General features: G+C 62.6%; 11 protein-coding genes. 3 read left to right on the top strand and 8 right to left on the bottom strand.

Annotated features, from left to right (window positions below):
• Positions 1 to 3: 3 nt before the first annotated feature.
• Together ACLV8F_RS00255 and map are read right to left on the bottom strand one after the other, a co-directional pair.
• Positions 4 to 2,679, bottom strand: a complete 2,676-nt coding sequence (locus ACLV8F_RS00255; protein ID WP_411882243.1) for a [protein-PII] uridylyltransferase — start codon at positions 2,677 to 2,679, stop codon at positions 4 to 6.
• A gap of 55 nt (positions 2,680 to 2,734) precedes the next feature.
• On the bottom strand, positions 2,735 to 3,577 hold the full coding sequence (gene map, locus ACLV8F_RS00250) for a type I methionyl aminopeptidase (protein ID WP_411882242.1): 843 nt from the start codon (positions 3,575 to 3,577) through the stop codon (positions 2,735 to 2,737).
• Positions 3,578 to 3,779: 202 nt separating this feature from the next.
• On the opposite strand from map, the gene purL reads away from it, so the two are divergent.
• Genes purL through ACLV8F_RS00235 form a run of 3 tightly spaced genes read left to right on the top strand, consistent with a single transcriptional unit; the run spans position 3,780 to position 11,796 of the window.
• Positions 3,780 to 7,787: a phosphoribosylformylglycinamidine synthase gene (gene purL / locus ACLV8F_RS00245; RefSeq protein ID WP_411882241.1), complete on the top strand. Its 4,008-nt coding sequence runs from the start codon at positions 3,780 to 3,782 to the stop codon at positions 7,785 to 7,787.
• Positions 7,788 to 7,841: 54 nt separating this feature from the next.
• Positions 7,842 to 9,188 carry a hypothetical protein gene (locus ACLV8F_RS00240; RefSeq protein ID WP_411882240.1) on the top strand — a complete coding sequence of 449 codons (1,347 nt, stop codon included), beginning with the start codon at positions 7,842 to 7,844 and terminating at the stop codon, positions 9,186 to 9,188.
• Positions 9,189 to 9,201: 13 nt separating this feature from the next.
• Complete coding sequence (locus ACLV8F_RS00235; protein WP_411882239.1) at positions 9,202 to 11,796, top strand: tetratricopeptide repeat protein; 2,595 nt, start codon at positions 9,202 to 9,204, stop codon at positions 11,794 to 11,796.
• 79 nt (positions 11,797 to 11,875) lie between these two features.
• Here the strand turns inward: ACLV8F_RS00235 and ACLV8F_RS00230 are convergent, their stop codons facing one another.
• The 6 genes from ACLV8F_RS00230 to msrB all read right to left on the bottom strand — a co-directional run bounded on the left by ACLV8F_RS00230 (position 11,876) and on the right by msrB (position 16,022).
• Positions 11,876 to 12,676: an ABC transporter substrate-binding protein gene (locus tag ACLV8F_RS00230; protein ID WP_411882238.1), complete on the bottom strand. Its 801-nt coding sequence runs from the start codon at positions 12,674 to 12,676 to the stop codon at positions 11,876 to 11,878.
• Complete coding sequence (locus tag ACLV8F_RS00225; RefSeq protein ID WP_411882395.1) at positions 12,676 to 13,497, bottom strand: metal-dependent hydrolase; 822 nt, start codon at positions 13,495 to 13,497, stop codon at positions 12,676 to 12,678. Before ACLV8F_RS00225 ends, ACLV8F_RS00230 begins: the two co-directional genes overlap by 1 nt.
• A gap of 210 nt (positions 13,498 to 13,707) precedes the next feature.
• Entirely contained in the window at positions 13,708 to 14,493 is a 786-nt protein-coding gene (locus ACLV8F_RS00220) for a peptidyl-prolyl cis-trans isomerase (RefSeq protein ID WP_411882237.1), read from the bottom strand.
• A 116-nt stretch (positions 14,494 to 14,609) separates the two neighbouring features.
• A complete protein-coding gene (locus tag ACLV8F_RS00215) occupies positions 14,610 to 14,903 on the bottom strand; it encodes a BolA family protein (RefSeq protein WP_411882236.1) in 294 nt (97 codons plus the stop codon).
• Positions 14,900 to 15,526: a septation protein A gene (locus tag ACLV8F_RS00210; RefSeq protein WP_411882235.1), complete on the bottom strand. Its 627-nt coding sequence runs from the start codon at positions 15,524 to 15,526 to the stop codon at positions 14,900 to 14,902. The genes ACLV8F_RS00215 and ACLV8F_RS00210 overlap by 4 nt, the downstream gene beginning before the upstream one ends.
• Positions 15,527 to 15,608: 82 nt before the next feature.
• Entirely contained in the window at positions 15,609 to 16,022 is a 414-nt protein-coding gene (msrB, locus tag ACLV8F_RS00205) for a peptide-methionine (R)-S-oxide reductase MsrB (protein WP_411882234.1), read from the bottom strand.
• Positions 16,023 to 16,032: the final 10 nt, after the last annotated feature.

The following is a 16,032-nucleotide window of genomic DNA, read 5'->3' as shown; positions in this document are numbered from 1 at the left end:
ACTTCAGGTATTGAGTGCTTCGAGCAGCTCAGTCTCGATCGCGATTTGCGCCTTGTTGTGCTGCAACTCGGGCCCGTCGATCAAAAACGTGTCTTCCACGCGCTCGCCCAGGGTGCTGACCTTGGCCAGCTGCAGGTTGATGCGGTGGCGCGCCAGCACCCGGGCGATGCGGTACAGCAGCCCGACACGGTCGCTGGCGGAGACGCTGAGCAGCCAGCGCTGGGCTTTTTCGTCGGGCCGCAGGTCCACGCGCGGCGCGATCGGGAAGCTCTTGACGCGGCGCGACACGCGGCCCTTGCCGGGCGGCGGCAGCGGGCCGGGTTCCTCAATGGTGCGGTCCAGGTCGGCCTCCACCATGGCGGCCAGTTCGCGGTAGTGGTCGGCCAGCGTCGGGCTCACGACCTGGAAGGTGTCCAGCGCGTAACCGTTCTTGGCGGTGTGGATCTTCGCGTCCAGGATGCTGAAGCCGGCTTCGTCAAAGTAGCCGCAGATGCGCGCGAACAGGTCGGGCGCGTCGGGCGTATAGACCAGCACCTGCATGCCTTCGCCGGCCGATGAGCGGCGCGCGCGCACGATGGCCTTGGCCTTGCCGACGTGGCGCGAGAGCTGGCGCGCATGCCAGGCGATGTCGGAGGCCTCGTGGCGCATGAAGTAACTCACGTCCAGTGTGTCCCACAGCGCCTTGTGCGCCTCGAAGGGCTCGGCATGCAGGGCCAGCGTGGTCAGCGCCTCGCGCTTGCGGGCCTCGACTTCGGCATCCGCGTCGGGCGCGCGGCCGCCCAGCACGCGCAGGGTGTAGCGGTACAGGTCTTCCAGCAGCTTGCCTTTCCATGCGTTCCAGACCTTGGGGCTGGTGCCGCGTATGTCGGCCACCGTCAGCAGGTAGAGGGCGGTCAGGTAGCGTTCATTGCCCACGCGTTTGGCGAAAGCGGCGATGACTTCCGGGTCGCTGAGGTCTTCCTTTTGCGCGATGCGGCTCATGCTCAGGTGCTCGCCGACCAGGAACTCGATGAGCTTCGAATCCTCGGTGGAAATACCGTGCTGGCGGCAGAAAATGCGCACGTCGCGGCAGCCCAGTTCGGAATGGTCGCCGCCGCGGCCCTTGGCGATGTCATGGAACAGCGCGGCGATGTAGAGGATCCAGGGCTTGTCCCAGCCGGCCGCGAGCTGCGAGCACATCGGGTACTCGTGCGAATGCTCGGCCATGAAGAAGCGCCGCACGTTGCGCAGCACCATCAGGATGTGCTGGTCCACCGTGTAGACGTGGAACAGGTCGTGCTGCATCTGCCCGACGATCTTGCGGAAGATCCAGAGGTAGCGGCCCAGCACCGAGGTCTGGTTCATGAGCCGCATCGCGTGGGTGATGCCCTCGGGCTGCTGCAGGATGCGGCGGAAGGTGTCGCGGTTGACCGGGTCGCTGCGAAACTTGCTGTTCATCAGGCCGCGCACGTTGTAGAGCGCGCGCAGGGTGCGCGCCGACAGGCCCTTGATGCCGATGGTGGTCTCGTACAGCAAGAAGGTTTCGAGGATGGCGTGCGGCTCGCGCGTGTACAGGTCGTCGCTGGCCACTTCCAGCATGCCGGCCTTGTCGTAAAAGCGCTCGTTGATGGGCCGCAGCGGGTAGGTGTTGGGGTTCAGCCGCTCTTCGATGTTGAGCAGCAGGATCTGATTGAGCTGGGTCACGGCCTTGGCGGCCCAGTAATAGCGCTTCATCAGCGCCTCGCTGGCGCGAACAAGCGGCCGTTTCGCCGACGGGCCGCCCCTAGGCGAAACAGCCCCCTCGGGGGGCAGCGAGGACACGTCAGTGCCGAGCGTGGGGGCTCGTCTTTTGCCATCGTCGGCCTCGGCCGAATAGCCGAAGGACTCGGCCACCGCGGTCTGCAGGTCGAACACCAGGCGGTCTTCGCGGCGCCCGGCGATCAGGTGCAGGCGCGCGCGTATCAGGCTCAGCAAGGCCTCGTTGGCCTTGATCTGCCGCACTTCAAACGCCGTGGCCAGGCCGTTGCGGGCCAGGTCGTCCCAGGATTTGCCCAGGCCGGCGGCGCGCGCCACCCAGAGGATCACCTGCAGGTCGCGCAGGCCGCCCGGCGACTCCTTGCAGTTGGGCTCCAGCGAGTAGGGTGTGTTTTCGAATTTGTTGTGGCGCTGGCGCAGCTCCAGCGTTTTGGCGACATAGAAGGCTTGCGGGTCCAGCACGGCGGCCAATCGCTTTTGCAGCTGGAGGAAGTTCTTTTTGGCGCCGGCGACCAGGCGTGCCTCGAGCAGCGAGGTCTGCACCGTGACGTCCTTGGAGGCTTCCTCGACGCAGCCGGAGGCCGTGCGCACGCTGGAGCCGATTTCCAGGCCCACGTCCCAGCAGGCGCCGATAAAACGCTCGACCTTGGCTTTCAGGGTCGGGTCGGCGTCGACGTCGGCGTTGTCCGGCAGCAGCAGCAGCACGTCCACGTCCGAATGGGGAAACAGCTCGCCGCGGCCGAAGCCGCCCGCGGCCACCAGGCAGGCCGCGGCCGGAAAGCCCGCATGCTCCCACAGCGTTTGCAGCGTGGCGTCGGTGTGGCGGGCGAGTTTTTGCAGCAGGCTGTGGATGCCGCGCGAGGAGGCGCCGCTGGCGGCCAGCGAGGCGAGCAGGGCGGCTTTGCCGGCCTTGTAGTGCTCGCGCACCGGGGCCAGGTCGGTCATTGCGGTAGAGGCCGTATCAGGGGACGCGCGCGGCACGGGCACTGGGCGGGGCCGTTCAGGCGCTGACCGTGGCCTGGACCGGGCTTTGCTGCGGCACGAAGGCCGGAATCGCCGGGCTGCCGGCGGAGAGCGTCAGCACCTCGTAGCCGGTCTCGGTCACCAGGATGGTGTGTTCCCACTGGGCGGACAGCGAATGGTCGCGCGTCACGATGCTCCAGCCGTCTTTTTCCGGGCCGTCCTTGATGTCGCGCTTGCCGGCGTTGATCATGGGCTCGATGGTGAAGGTCATGCCGGGCGTCAGCTCTTCGAGCGTGCCGGGGCGGCCATAGTGCAGCACCTGGGGTTCTTCATGGAAGTTCTTGCCGATGCCATGGCCGCAGAACTCGCGCACCACGGAAAAGCCCTGTTTTTCGGCAAAGGTCTGGATCGCAAAGCCGATGTCGCCCAGCCGCACGCCGGGCTTGACGCGCATGATGCCCTGCCACATGGCTTCGTAGGTGATGTTGCACAGGCGCTTGGCGGCAATCGAGGCCTCGCCGACCAGGTACATGCGGCTGTTGTCGCCGTGCCAGCCGTCCTTGGTGATGACCGTCACGTCGATGTTGACGATGTCGCCTTTTTTCAGGGGTTTGTCGTTGGGGATGCCATGGCAGACCTGGTGGTTGACCGAGGTGCACAGGGACTTGGGGTAGGGCACATAACCGGGGGGGCCGTAGCCCAGGGTGGCGGGGATGGTGCCCTGCACCTGGGTCATGTAGTCGTGGGCCAGGCGGTCGATTTCATTGGTCGTCACACCCGGTTTCACGAAAGGGGCCAGGTAGTCCAGCACCTCGGAAGCGAGCCTGCCGGCCAGGCGCATGCCTTCGATCCCGGCCGCATCTTTGTAGGTAATACTCATACGCACGATTATCCCACCGCTCCCGGGCACGTGGATTTTCAGCACGGGGGCAAGGGGCTTTGGCCGGATGGGGCGTGAATCTGCCCGTGTTTGGCGGCACGGCCGCCCGCCGGCGTCCCAGTCACTGATAAAATTACGGGTTAACGCGTACCCCCCAAACAGCCATGAGCTGCCCACCTCCCACTACAAGGCCACCGCTACCGTGACCCTGCACCTGACGACTTTTGAGGGCGAACCCCACGGGATCAGCGCCCTCAGCGACTTCCGCGTCCAGCAACTCCTCCCCCGCCTGCAAGCCATCCACGACAAGATCGTGGGCATCAGCGCCCGCTTTGTGCACCTGGTGGCCACCGAATCGCCGCCCTCGGAAGCCGCTAAAGCCCAGCTCGCGGCATTGCTCACCTACGGAGACCCCTGCCCACCGGCCGCCGGCAAAGAGGCCGACGCCCTCGCGTTCATCGTATCCCCGCGCTTTGGCACCGTCTCGCCCTGGGCTTCCAAGGCCACGGACATCGCCCATAACTGCGGCCTGGCCGTCAAGCGCATTGAGCGCATCACCGAATACCGCGTCACGCTGAAGACCGGGTTTTTCAGCAAGACGGCCCTGAGCGCCGCCCAGCGCGAACAGGTCGCCGGCCTGCTGCATGACCGCATGACCGAAAGCGTGATGTTCGACCGCTCGGAAGCCGCGGGCCTCTTCACCGAACTGCAGGGCGCCGCCCTGCAGACCATCGACGTGCTGGCCGGCGGCAAGGCCGCACTCGAAAAAGCCAACACCGAGTTCGGCCTGGCGCTGGCCGCCGACGAGATCGACTACCTGGTCAACGCCTTCACGCAGCTCAAGCGCAACCCGACCGACGTCGAGCTGATGATGTTCGCCCAGGCCAACAGCGAACACTGCCGCCACAAGATTTTCAATGCCGACTTCACGATTGACGGTGTGGCGCAGGACAAAAGCCTGTTCGGCATGATCCGCAATACCGAAAAGCTTCACCCGCAGCACACGGTGGTGGCGTATTCGGACAACGCCTCCGTCATGGAAGGCTACAAAACCCAGCGTTTTTACGCCAAGCCAGGCTCAAGCGGCCAGCAGACCTACAGCGCTACCGACGACGTGCAGATGCACGTGCTCATGAAGGTCGAGACGCACAACCACCCGACGGCGATTTCGCCTTTCCCCGGCGCCTCCACCGGCGCCGGCGGCGAGATCCGCGACGAAGGCGCAACCGGCCGCGGCTCCAAGCCCAAGGCGGGTTTGACGGGCTTCACGGTGTCCAAACTGTTTGACGGCAGTTACGGCAAGCCCGAACACATCGCCAGCCCGCTGCAAATCATGACGGAAGGCCCGCTGGGCGGCGCAGCCTTCAACAACGAGTTCGGCCGCCCCAACCTGGCCGGCTACTTTCGCGAATATGAGCAAACTGTGGCCGGCCAGCGCTGGGGTTACCACAAGCCCATCATGATCGCGGGCGGCGTCGGCACGATTGACGCGGCTTTGACCAAAAAGATCCTGTTCCCGGCCGGCACGCTGCTGATCCAGCTGGGCGGCCCCGGCATGCGCATCGGCATGGGTGGCAGCGCGGCCAGCTCCATGGCCTCGGGCGCCAACGCGGCCCAGCTCGACTTCGACTCCGTGCAGCGCGGCAACCCCGAGATCGAGCGCCGTGCCCAGGAAGTCATCAACCAGTGCGCCCAGCTGGGCGCGGCCAACCCGATCCTGGCGATCCACGATGTGGGCGCCGGCGGCCTGTCCAACGCCTTCCCCGAACTCGTGAATGACGCCGGGCGGGGCGCGAAGTTCGACCTGCGCGCCGTGCCGCTCGAAGAAAGCGGCCTTTCGCCCAAGGAAATCTGGAGCAACGAGAGCCAGGAACGCTACGTGATGGCGATTGCGCCCGAATCGCTGCCGCAGTTCCAGGCTTTTTGCGAGCGTGAGCGTTGCCCGTTTGCCGTGATCGGTGTTGCCACGGAAGAAAAGCAGTTGGTGCTGTCCGACAAGGACGCCGCGCCGCCGGTCGACATGCCCATGAATGTGCTCTTGGGCAAACCACCCAAGATGCACCGCGACGTGAAAACCGTCCGCCACGACATCAAGCCCATCGACCTGACCGGTGTGGACCTGCAGAAAAGCGCGATTGCCGTGCTGAGCCACCCGACGGTCGCCTCCAAGCGCTTCCTGATCACCATTGGCGACCGCACCGTGAGCGGCCTCACGTACCGCGACCAGATGGTCGGCCCCTGGCAGGTGCCGGTGGCCGATTGTGCCGTCACGCTGGCCGACTACAGCGGCTTTGCCGGCGAGGCCATGAGCATGGGCGAACGCACCCCGCTGGCCACCGTCAACGCGGCAGCCTCCGGCCGCATGGCGGTTGCCGAGGCCATCACCAACCTGCTGGCCGCGCCTATCGAGTTGCCGCGCGTCAAGCTCTCGGCCAACTGGATGGCCGCCTGCGGCGAGCCCGGCCAGGACGCCGCACTGTACGAAACCGTGAAGGCCGTGGGCATGGAACTGTGCCCCGCGCTGGGCGTGTCGATTCCCGTCGGCAAGGATTCCCTGTCCATGCGAACGGTGTGGAGCGAAGGCGCTGCCGGCAAAAAAGTCACTTCACCGGTCTCGCTGATCGTGAGCGCTTTTGCCACGCTGCCCGACGTGCGCGGCACGCTGACGCCGCAACTCAACGCCACCGAGGCCGACAGCACGCTGGTCCTGGTCGACCTGGGCAAGGGCAAAAACCGCATGGGCGGCTCCATCCTCGCGCAGACGCTGGACAAAGAGGAGGGCGATGTGCCCGACCTCGACGATCCGAAAGACCTGGTCAACCTCGTCAACGCCGTCAACGCGCTGCGCAAGGAAGGCAAGCTCATGGCCTACCACGACCGCAGCGACGGCGGGCTGTTCGCCGCGGTCTGCGAGATGGGGTTTGCCGGCAACGTCGGCGTGTCGCTCAACATCGACATGCTGCTGGTCGAAGGCGACGGCATTTCCGACAGCCGCATGGACACCGGCGACAGCAAGAACTGGGCAAGCCAGGTCGGCGCGCGCCGCGAAGAACTCACGCTGAAAGCCTTGTTCAACGAAGAGCTGGGCGCTGTCATCCAGGTGGCCACCGCCGCCCGCAACGAGGTGATGCAAACCCTGCGCGAGCACGGCCTGTCCAAATTCAGCCATTTCATCGGCAAGACCCGCCCGCAGCACGCCTCGCTGGAAGTGGGCAAGGGCGAGATCCAGGTCTGGCGCGACACCAAGGCCGTGTTCTCGGCCAAGCTGCAGGACCTGCACCAGGTCTGGGACTCCATCAGCTGGAAGATCTGCCAGCAACGCGACAACCCCGACTGCGCCAACACCGAACACGCGGCCACCGGCAACCCCGCCGACCCGGGCCTGCATGTGCAACTGACGTTCGAGCCGGCCAAGGTGCCGTCGGCGCCCGCGCTCAACCTGTCGGCGCGTCCCCGCGTGGCGGTGCTGCGCGAGCAGGGCGTCAACTCGCACATCGAAATGGCTTACGTCTTCACCGAAGCCGGTTTTGAAGCCTGCGACGTGCACATGACCGACCTGCAGACCGGCCGCGCCAAACTGGCCGACTTCAAGGGCATCGTGGCCTGCGGCGGTTTCAGCTACGGCGACACCCTGGGCGCAGGTATAGGCTGGGCGCGTTCCGTCACCTTCAACCCGGTGCTGTCCGATGCGTTCAAGGCCTTCTTCGCGCGCCAGGACACCTTCGGCCTGGGCGTGTGCAATGGCTGCCAGATGTTTGCCGAGCTGGCCGACATCATCCCGGGCGCCGATGCCTGGCCGCGCTTCACCACCAACCGCAGCGAGCGCTTTGAAGCCCGCCTGAGCATGGTCGAGGTGCTGGAATCGCCCAGCATCTTCCTGCAGGGCATGGCCGGCAGCCGCCTGCCCATTGCGGTGGCGCACGGCGAGGGCTATGCCAATTTCGCCTTCCGGGGCGATGCGGCCAAGGCCATAGCCGCGATGCGGTTCACCGACAACCACGGCCAGCCCACGGAAGCCTACCCGGCCAACCCCAACGGCAGCGCCGGCGGCCTGACGGCAGTGACCACGGCCGACGGCCGCTTCACGGCCATGATGCCGCACCCCGAGCGCGTGTTTCGCAACATCCAGAAAAGCTGGACCTCAGGCGACGCCAGCGAGCGCAGCCCGTGGATGAGCCTGTGGCACAACGCGCGCAAGTGGGTGGGTTGATTGGATTGAGTCAAACCACTTGTTCGTCTTAATGCCAGGACTACAATTCGCAATATGAAATTTGATGACATTGTTCCGATTTTGCAGCGTCTGCAAGACCCCGGTCCGCTTGACCCCAACCCGGCTGACAGCAAAGCCGAGAGGGAATTCAAGGAGTTGTACATCAAGGATTTGCATTCGAGCCACGGCGACCTGGCAAAGAAGCTGGCGCTTGAAATTCAAACCTCTTCTGGCACCCGGCACGGCTACCTGTTTAGCGGAACCATTGGTTCCGGCAAGAGCACCGAGTTGCGTCGTTTGGCGCAAGAGTTGCGTTCATCCGGCAACTACGCCTTGGTCATCAATGCGCAGGATTACTTGAATCCGCAAATGCCCATCAGCATTGTTGATTTGCTGCTGGCCATGGCCATGGGCGTTTGGGAGGCTACCGCACAAGAACTCAGCATTGACCCGTGGCAAGGTGATCGCTGGAACTGGTTGAAATCAGGTTTGACAGCGGCGGTTGATCCTACAGATGTCGAAGTCGGTGGCGGCGTACTCAAACTCAAAATGTCGCTGCGCTCCAACCCCAATGTGCGCGAACGGCTACGGAAGTTTCACGAAGCGCGCCTGGACGAACTTATTTCAGAAATCAATGACTTTTTGTCTGACGCTGCGCAAAAAATCAAAACCAAACGGGGATTGGACGACAAAGCCAAAATGGTGCTCGTCGTCGATTCGCTGGAGCATTTTGGCGGGCAAGCTGCTGCCGGACAGCCAGATGAGGTGTTTTTGAGCCTGCAGCGCATGTTCAATACCTTTGCTTCCTACCTGCGGCTTGCGGGCTGGAGTGTGGTGTATTCGGTACCGCCATTGCTGAACAAGCTGGCCCCCGGTATCGCAAATGCATTCGGCGCAACCACGACTTATTTCCTTACCAGCGCCCACGTATTCCAGGATCGCAGCGACGCGATTGACGTTGACACCGTCAAGCAAAAACTCATGCCACTGGTGCGCAAGCGGATTGGTGAGACGCATGTTGCCGAGTTAATGCAAGATGCTGAAATTCGCAACATCATTGAGATGACTGGCGGTGACCTGCGTGACTTGATTCGCGCTGTTCGAGCCGCGTTACTCGCGGGTTTGGGCGACAAGAATACCTTTCCCGTCACGCAAGCCCACCTGAATCAGGTCTACAACGATATGCGCCGGCCCTACCTGCCATTGCCCGTCAACACTCAGGCGAGGCTTGCCTACGTAGCCAGTAACTTCACGCCCGAGCTAAGGGACCAGTCCGACTGGGCGCATGTGATCAGCGACCTGGCACAAAAGCGCATATTGCTGTACCTCAACGGCTCCGAGTGGTATGGCGTACATCCGCTGCTGCGCGATAGCGTAAGTCCGTCACCCTTGTCCCGTTGATAAGACGAGTAGTTTGGCTACTACCAGTCTTACCCTCACTGCAGCTCGCGGCCTTGAAGCCGCTGTGATTTTGCTGCGTGATACCACGGATTTCATGTTTTTACCGCTGTTTGTGGAATCAGAGCGCGCCGCATCGGTTGGGCTAGAGTTTCTTCAAGCCAGGCTGCATGCAAAACTGTACAAGATTGCCTGGCCGGTCAATGCGCAAGGCGCATTGAGTGATTTGCGGGCGGCCTTGTTACGCAATCTGGACGATGCCATCGCCAGACTGCCTCCCAACGCCGTTGTGGTGCTGGATGCGAGCAGCAACGTGCGCAAAGACCTGGCGCTGGAAGGTGTGGCCTACATCAACCATAGGCGCGAGCCCCTCCGAGTGGCAGGCCTACGCCTTGTGTTGTGCTGGCCCATAGCACTCAAAGACGAACTGCTATCCAACGCCCCTGATCTATGGTCCGTGCGGGCCGCCTCACCGTGGATTACCGAGTCCGATTTGGTGCTGCCGCTGCCAGGTGACTCTGAGAATGTGTCTATTGGCCTACCGAACAGCACATCGACTGGTGGTCAACTACCCCTTGCCGTGGACCAAAACTTTGCACGCTGGCTTACTTATCGCAATTTACAGGCGGCAGATTTGTCCGTGCGCGATGCACTGAGTTTGGCCAGTGCGCAATATAAGCGATTGCAATGGGCTGATGCTGCTGAGATCGCGGAGGCAATAGTCAGAGACCTGCGAGATGACAGTCGTGTTTCTGCGGCCGATGCAGCCACGATGGTGCAGGCCTTAAATCTGGTAAGCGATGCTCGCCATCGGCTTGGCAACCGCGATGGGGCGTTGCAGGCAATGCACGATGCGATCGAGCTTGCGCGGCAACTGGCGATGGATAATCCCGCCGCGCACGAGTCTGATTTGGCAAACACCCTCAATAACCTGGGCAACTGTTTGAGGGAAACCGGAGATCATGCGGGTGCGCTGCTCGCCGGGCACGAGGCGGTGGAGATTTACAAACGCCTAGCTAAAGCCAACCCCGCCGCAGTTGAGCCGAATTTAGCGATGAGCATCGACACCTTGTCCAATATTTTGAGCGACACGGGAGACCGTGCAGGTGCGCTACTGGCTGGGCGCGAGGCGGTGGAGATTTACAGACGCCTAGCCAAAGCCAATCCCGCTGCGTTTGAACCGAATTTGGCGATGAGCATCAACAACCTGGCCAATACTTTGAGTGAGACCGGAGACCGTGCGGGTGCGCTGCTGGCTGCGCGCGAGGCAGTGGAGATTTACAGGCACTTAGCCAGCGCCAATCCAGCCGCATATGAGCCGAGTTTAGCGACGAGCATCAATACGCTGGCCAATACTTTGAGTGACATCGGAGACCGTGCGGGTGCGCTGGTGGCTGCGCGCGAGGCGGTGGAGATTTACAAGCGCTTGGCCAAGGGCAACCCCGCCACCTATGAGCCTGATTTGGCAGGGGCCCTCAACAACCTGGGTAACCGTTTGAGTGAAACCGGAGACCATGCGGGTGCGCTGGTGGCTGCGCGCGAGGCGGTGGAGATTTACAAGCGCCTGGCCAAAGCCAATCCCGCAGCCTATGAGCCTGGTTTGGCAGTGAGCCTCAATAACCTGAGCAACCGTTCGGGGAGAATCGGAGACCATGGGCACGCGTTGCTGGCTGTGCGCGAGGCGTTGGAAATTGACAAGCGCTTGGCTAAAGCCAACCCGGCTGCCTATGACCTTAGTTTGGCAGGGAGTCTCAACAACCTGGGCAACCGTTTGAGTCAGACCGGGGATCATGCAGCTGCGGCACCTGCGGCGCGCGAGGCAGTGGAGATTTACAAGCGCCTAGCCAAAGCAAACCCCACCGCCTATGAGCCTGGTTTGGCGAGAAGCCTTGACAACCTAGGTCACCATTTGAGGGAAACCGGAGACCATGTGGGCGCGCTGCTGGCTGCGCGTGACGCGATAGAGATTCACAGACGATTGGTCAAAGCAAACCGTGCCGCCTATGAACCTAGTTTGGCGGGGAGCCTCAACAGCTTCGCCAACCGGTTGGATAAAACCGGAGACCGTGTAGGTGCGCTGCTGGCTGCGCGCGAGGCGGTAGAAATATACAAGCGCCTAGCTAAAGCCAACCCGGCTGCGTATGAGTCCGATGTAGCGATGAGCCTCACCAACCTCGCCAATATTTTGAGTGGCATCGGAGACCGTTCAGGCGCGCTGCTGGCTGCGCGTGAGGCGGTCGAGATTTACAGGCGTCTGGCCAAGACCATCCCCGCCGCGTATGAGCCGTATGTAGCGTTGAGTCTCAGCAACTTAGCTGATTTCTTAAGTGACACCGGAGACCGTGCCGGTGCGTTGGTGGCTGGGCGCGAGTCGGTAGAAATTCGCAGGCGCCTAGCCAAAGCCCTCCCCGCCGCGTATGAGCCTAAATTAGCGATCAGCCTCAACAACCTGGCCAACCGTTTGAGTGAAGCCGGAGACCATGCTGGCGCGATTGCGTCTTATAAGGAAGCGCTGGGTTTGTATGAAAGAGCCAATAGCCGACAGGCCGGGCTATTTGCCGCCGACATTGCCAAGATTCGCAAATCTTTGAGTTCACTAACTTCCGCGTAGTTTTTCTGAAAACGCTATTAATCAGCAACTAAAAAAGTGGAACTATGGCACAACGCCCGCAAGTGGGTGGGCTGATTCTTTAACGGGCGGGGGCCGGCGGTGCAACCGCCGCGCCTTCAATCCCATGGCGCGCCAGTGCCGCCGCCACAAAGCCTGAAGACTTCATCTCTTCGACAAAACCCGTCAGGTAGCGCGCGCCGGCGTCTCGGCCCTTGGGCAGGCCCATGGCCTGGTTGATCACCATGAAGCGACCCGGCAACAGGCGCACGCCCGGCACGCGTTTGGCGTCGGCTTCCAGCTGCTGCTTGACGCCGGCTGCGACCTCGACGTTTTGCGCGACCATGACGTCGGTGACCGCCGGTGAGGTCGGCGCCTTCACCAGCTTCGCGGCTTTCAGTTCACGGGTCAGGTAGAGGTCGTAGGCGCTGCCGTTGCCGACCACGACGCGATTCGCCGCCTGGTCCACCTCTTCATTGCGCTGTAGCGGCGAATCCTTGCGCACCAGGTAGGCGCCTTCGATGATGACGTAGGCGGGCGTCTGCAGCATCTCGGCGCCGCGCACCGGGTCTATCGCCACAAAGGCGATGTCGACCTGGGCATCGCGAACCGCTTCGACCACCTTTCCGGCCGAATTGAAGGTGACAAGCTCCACCGGCACGCCCAGGCGTTTGCCTAGCTCGTTGGACAAGTCCACCGAGACGCCGCGCGGCGAGCCGTCCGCCGTGCGAACCGCCAGGATGGGGTTGCCGAAGTTGATGGCGGCCCTGAGTTTGCCGGAAGGCGCCAGTTCGGCGACGGGCGCGGCGGGCCGGGTCGCGCAGGCGGCGAGAAAGGCGGTGGCTGCAAGCGCCGCCGCCCCGAGGACAAGAAGGCGCCGCATCAGAAGTCGAACTTCTGGCCGGGCTCAACGACCAGCATGCGCGCTGTGCCCGGTGCGGTGCCGAGTGCGGCATTGAACTCGGCCGGCGTGCCGCGCAGCTGGGGCGTGGTGCCGTAATGGATGGGCAGTGCGAAGCGGGGCCGGATCATGTCGCGCACCGCCATGGCCGCATCCACAGGGTTCATCACGAAATGGCCGCCAATGGGAATCAGCACCAGGTCGGGCCGGTACATGTCGCCGATCAGGCGCATGTCGCCGAAGACGGCGGTATCGCCCATGTGCCAGATCTTGAAGCCGTTTTCCATTTCAAGGATGAAGCCCACCGGCTCGCCGCCGGGCTGCACTTCGTCCTTGCCCGTGGTCGGGTTCTTGTAGGCCAGTTCGGAAGAGTGCTCGGCGTGCACGGCCGTGATCTTCACGCCGGTCGGGCCGAAGGGCATGATGGTGCCGCCCTTGCCGAAGCGGGGCGACAGCTCGGCGGGCAGTATGCCCAGCGTGGTCACGGTCTGGTTCAGGCCCGCGGGGCCGTACATCGGTGCGTTGTTCAGCTTGGCGAGTGCGGGCGCATCGGCGAAATGGTCGAAGTGCGCATGGGTCACCAGAATCAGGTCCACCTTGCCCAGCGCCTCGATGTTGCGAAAGTTGGCCGGCGTTTTGGGGTTGGACGTCAGCCACGGGTCGATCATGATGACCTTGCCCGTGGGCGTGGTGATGCGCGCGGCCGCCTGGCCCAGCCAGAGCACCTCGGTCTTGCCGTTCTGCGCCGATGCCAGCGTGGCGGTGAACAGGGCTGCACTGAGGAGCAGCCCTCGTAAAAGCATGGCGGGAAGTGAGAAAACAAAGCGGGAAGCAGGGCGAATGGACATGGAACCTCCTGTTGGATGTGAGCCATTGGAGCGGTCCGAACCGCCTTCGTCAATCAGCAATTTACGCAAATTACCGTCGGATTGAAGGCCTCAAACAAAAAAAGCAGCCGAAAGGCTGCCTTTTTGCTTGGCGGTGGGACAAGCCCGGCCGCGTCGAGGCGGTGCTTATTCCACCTTGGCTTTTTTGCGCAGGCCGTCCTGGAAGGCCGCCAGCTTTTGCTGCTGCATCTGCTGGGCGATCTGCGGTTTGACTTCCTCATACGAGGGCAACTGCGCCGTGCGGATGTCGTCCACGCGGATGACGTGGTAACCGAACTGGGTTTTCACCGGGGTTTCGGTGGTCTGGCCCTTGCTGAGCTTGCCCAGCGCTTCGCTGAATTCAGGCACGTAGCTGGAGGGGTTGGCCCAGTCCAGGTCGCCGCCCTTGGCGCCGGATCCGGGGTCCTTGGACTTCTTCTTGGCGATGTCGTCGAACTTGCCGCCTTTTTTCAGGCTGGCGATGATTTCCTTGGCTTCGCTTTCCTTTTCAACCAGGATGTGGCGCGCCTTGTATTCCTTGCCGCCGTTGGCCGCGGCGAACTTGTCGTATTCGGCCTTCATTTCTTCTTCGGTGACCGGGTTCTTCTTCTGGTAGTCGGAGAACAGCTCGCGGATCAGGATGGTCTGGCGTGCCAGTTCCATCTGGATTTTCACGTCCTCGCTGGTCGACAGGCCCAGCTTTTCGGCTTCCTGCATGAATACCTCGCGCGCGATGACTTCTTCGCGCAGTTGGACTTCCATGTCCGGCGTCACGGGCCGGCCCGATTTGGTGACTTGCAGCGCCAGGGAGTCCAGGCGCGTCTTGGGCACGGCCTTGCCGTTGACGATGGCGACGTTTTGCGCCATGACGCCTTGTGCGCCAAAGGCCAGGAGGCCTGCAACAGCGGTAGCCAGTAAAACTTGTTTCTTCATGATGTCTTGCAGTCCTTTTGATGAATGCTTGTTAGCGTCTTTGTGATGCTTGTCGGGAAAGTGGTTGTTTGTGGTGGTTTCCCACCCTTGGCGCCGGCTTTACGTACCGGCTGGGTTCAGGGCGATTCGATGATTTCAATCGCCAAGGCATGCAGGCCCTGGTCTATGAAATTTTGCAGTGCATCATACACAAGCCGGTGGCGCGCCACCCGGGTCTTGCCGGTAAAGAGCGGGCTGGCAATACGGATGCGAAAGTGGGTGCCGAAGCCTTCGGCGTTGGCGCCGGAATGGCCGGCGTGCGCCGCGCTTTCGTCCAGCACCTCCAGCCGGGTGGGCTGAAGCCGGGCTTTTAGCTGTTGCTCGATTTCCTGGGTGCGCACGGGCAGGGCGCTGGAAACGCCGGCAATCATGGCGTGGTGCCGGGTTTGATGTGCTTGTTGAGGTAGACCGCCTGCACCAGCACGAACACCAGCATCAGGCCCAGGCCGCCGAACAGCTTGAAGTTCACCCAGGTGGCGGTGGGAAAGTTGAAGGCCACCCACAGGTTGAGCACGCCCATGACGGCAAAAAAGCCGACCCAGCTGAAATTGACCATACGCCAGATCGAATCGGGCAGGGCCATCTGCGCGCCCATGATGGACTTGATGCCGTTTTTCTTGAAGACCAGCTGGCCGATCAGCAGGGCGCTGCCCATGACCCAGTAGAGCACGGTGGGCTTCCACTTGATGAAGGCTTCGCTGTGGAAATAAATCGTGGCGCCGCCGAGTACGGTGACCAGGCCCAGGCTGATCCACAGCATGGTGTCGACCTTTTTGCCGCGCGCCTTGAGCCAGAGGATTTGCGCCAGCGTGGCGACGATCACCACCACGGTGGCCAGCAAAACGGGTGCTTCGGAAGGGCCGACCACGCCGCCGGAGACCATAAAACCCAGCCAGTCGGTGGCGGTGGAAGCCGCCCATTCCTTGTGGCCCTCGGCGTACTTGAACATGCCGAAAAACAGGACGATGGGCAAAAAGTCGAAAAGAATTTTCATGTGTTGATTATCTGGCCTAAGCGCAGGCCTTTGAATGATCCCCAGCCGGGCGCGCGGCCCGGCCCCAACGCATTAGCGCGCCTCAGGCTTTTGGTTTGAAGTCGAGCGAGGCGGAATTCATGCAGTAACGCAAGCCCGTGGGAGTTGGGCCGTCCGGAAACACATGGCCCAGATGCGCGCCGCAACTGCCGCACACGGTCTCAGTGCGCACCATGCCGTGCTTGCGGTCCACGATTTCCTCGATTGCGCCCGGAACGGCTTCCTCGGAAAAGCTGGGCCAGCCGCAACCCGCGTCGAATTTGGTTTCCGACTCGAACAGCTTGGCGCCGCAGCAGATGCAGTGGTAGCTGCCGTCGGCCCAGACGGCTTCGTACTTGCCTGTGTAGGGGCGCTCGGTGGCGGCGTGGCGGGTGACTTCAAAGGCGGCCGGCTCAGCGCCTTTTTCGGCCAGCAGGGCTTTCCATTCGGCGTCGGTTTTCTGGATCTTGGCGCTCATGTTCTCGGTC

Origin of the sequence: Polaromonas sp. YR568, assembly GCF_943369675.1 — a bacterium.
In the GTDB taxonomy this organism is placed as follows: Bacteria; Pseudomonadota; Gammaproteobacteria; order Burkholderiales; family Burkholderiaceae_C; genus Polaromonas.
Note: the sequence above shows the minus strand (reverse complement) of the source record. Positions and strands in the feature narration are given on the sequence as shown.